5 protein-coding genes are annotated in these 2,243 nt (G+C 43.8%); 2 read left to right on the top strand and 3 right to left on the bottom strand.

Annotated features, from left to right (window positions below; genetic code table 11):
- Positions 1 to 73: IS1 family transposase (locus LPW36_RS17535; RefSeq protein ID WP_338085959.1), on the bottom strand; the 73-nt coding region annotated here is incomplete at its 3' end.
- Between the two features lie 43 nt (positions 74 to 116).
- A complete protein-coding gene (locus tag LPW36_RS17530; RefSeq protein ID WP_230611872.1) occupies positions 117 to 257 on the bottom strand; it encodes a cupin domain-containing protein in 141 nt (46 codons plus the stop codon).
- A 114-nt stretch (positions 258 to 371) separates the two neighbouring features.
- Between LPW36_RS17530 and LPW36_RS17525 the strand changes: the two genes are divergently transcribed.
- Entirely contained in the window at positions 372 to 914 is a 543-nt protein-coding gene (locus LPW36_RS17525) for a MarR family winged helix-turn-helix transcriptional regulator (RefSeq protein WP_230611870.1), read from the top strand.
- A gap of 63 nt (positions 915 to 977) precedes the next feature.
- Here LPW36_RS17525 and pepT read toward each other — a convergent pair whose 3' ends face one another.
- On the bottom strand, positions 978 to 2,171 hold the full coding sequence (gene pepT / locus LPW36_RS17520) for a peptidase T (RefSeq protein ID WP_420844817.1): 1,194 nt from the start codon (positions 2,169 to 2,171) through the stop codon (positions 978 to 980).
- Here pepT and LPW36_RS17515 point away from each other — a divergent pair.
- The coding region (locus tag LPW36_RS17515; protein WP_338085967.1) for an IS1 family transposase at positions 2,170 to 2,243 on the top strand (74 nt) is incomplete at its 3' end. The two genes, pepT and LPW36_RS17515, sit on opposite strands and share 2 nt — an antisense overlap.

Raw genomic sequence — 2,243 nt, 5'->3', positions numbered from 1 at the left:
AGGTGGAATGACCGTTTCGGATCACATCACTCGTTTCAGAACAGCGGGGACAAACTACATCAATCTTTGCCATCAATCATCCAAAGGGCGAAGAATACCACAACACTAAATATGCGTCACGACCCACTTTCCTGACCTAAATGAACAATACGTACCTTTACAGCAGGATCGATCAGGCTTAATACCGAGTTTTCAGCACTAACGCAAACCGGGCAGCCCGCGTGATAAAAAATCACTTCTTTCGCTTTATTAACCATTTTACTCCCTCACATCAATTAGTATCGAATCGATACCAAATAACAATAAAGAATAAAGCTTTTACTTGTCAATATTGTTTCGAATCGCTACTATATTTATAGCGGAGGGAATTAATGACACTATTTGATATTTTGGAACGACTGGCAAATCTGCAACAGAGCTATTTTTATCGTGACCCGCAACTACGTCATCTGCCTTCTGTACAGATCAGTGCGTTATATTATCTTTCTCGTTGTAACCACTACTCTAATACGCCAGGTGCCGTTGCTGAGTATCTGGGGTTTACCAAAGGTACCATATCTCAATCATTACGTAAGCTGGAAAGTCAGGGATGGATAATCCGTGAAGGTGATAACCACGATAAACGTATTGTGCGGTTATTTATAACCAACAAAGCCAGAGATATTCTCTATGGAGTGATATCGCAAAACGCTATCGATCAGGCCTGTACTTCCCTACCCCACCAGGGAGAATCACTTCAGGCACAGTTGCTTCTGCTGTTACGACAATTACAAAAACAAGAAAATCAGCGAATATTTGGTGAATGTTATCAATGCCGTTTTCATCAAACAGAGCAGGGAAAACCTTATTGCGGTTTAACTAAGGAACCAATACCTGAAGAAAATACCCGATTAATTTGTCGGGAATTCCAGTAACAATACGCCACTGCGAATGTTTTTATAGCCACGGCGATGGTTTCGTCGTGGCTACTATTTTTATTACCCTTTAAAGCGCTGTTCCGTCAACTTCACGATTTCCACCAATACCTGGCTGGCCGCCCGAAGTGACTTAACCGGTAAATATTCATAGATAGAATGGAAGTTATGTGCCCCTGTAAATACGTTCGGACATGGCAGACCATTTTGTGACAGGGCAGCACCATCGTATCCTCCACGCATTGGTGTTACTTTAGGCTCAATATTCAAATTACGATAAGCCTGTGTGGCAATATCAATCGGATAGGCCGATTCCCCCTGTAAGCTGTTAAACACATTGGCATAACGATCGGAAAGCGTGCATTTCACACTCCCTTCTCCCCAAAGTGCCGCAAAGCTATCTGAAAGATTTTGCAGGAATTGCATCCGTTGTTGATAACCCTGTTCTGTAAAATCCCGAATGTCCATGTTCAAGACGGTTTTGGCGCTATTGCCATGTAGCTGTTTGACCCAGTAATACCCTTCCCGACCTTCGGTGTACTCTGGCGCTTCACCTCCGGGTAGCATAGAAATAAACTTATGGGCCATTAGCAGTGAGTTTTTTAGCTTTCCTTTGGCTGACATGGGGTGAGCCGACTGGCCGGTAAATACAATAGCTGCATCTCCTGCATTCCAGTTTTCATACACCAGTTCACCAATACCACAGCAATCCAGCGTATAGGCAAAATCTGCACCAAAACTTTTTACATCAAAGACCTTAGCACCGCGTAACCCTTGCTCCTCATCGGGAACCAGACCCACTTTAACCGGACCATGCTTAATCTCAGGATGTTGAACTAAATATTGGATCATATTGACGATTGATGCGATGGCCGCTTTATCATCTGCACCTAACAGGCTGGTACCGTCGGTAACAATAATCTCGTCGCCGATATAGTCGCTCAATTCGGGAAATTCACTCTGGCGTAAATAGATTTGCTGCTGCTCGTTCAGGCAAAGATCCCCTCCAGAATAGGGTAATATTTGTGCATGGGTATCCGTTGTTTGCTCTGCACTGGTATCTAAATGACCAAAAAACGCGACTGCAGGAAGCGAATAATCGACATTGGCAGGAAGGGTTGCAGTTAATATAGATCGATCACTAACCTGAACATCTTGTAAACCAAGCCCTCTCAACTCTTCTGCTACCTGATTAGCCAGAACGGGTCGTGACGCATATTTAGTGTTGTGGTATTCTTCGCCCTTTGGATGATTGATGGCAAAGATTGATGTAGTTTGTCCCCGCTGTTCTGAAACGAGTGATGTGATCCGAAACGGTCATTCCACCTC

The organism is Limnobaculum eriocheiris, assembly GCF_021010575.1.
Classification (GTDB): Bacteria; Pseudomonadota; Gammaproteobacteria; order Enterobacterales; family Enterobacteriaceae; genus Limnobaculum; species Limnobaculum eriocheiris.
This window is presented reverse-complemented; position numbering and strand designations above follow the sequence as displayed.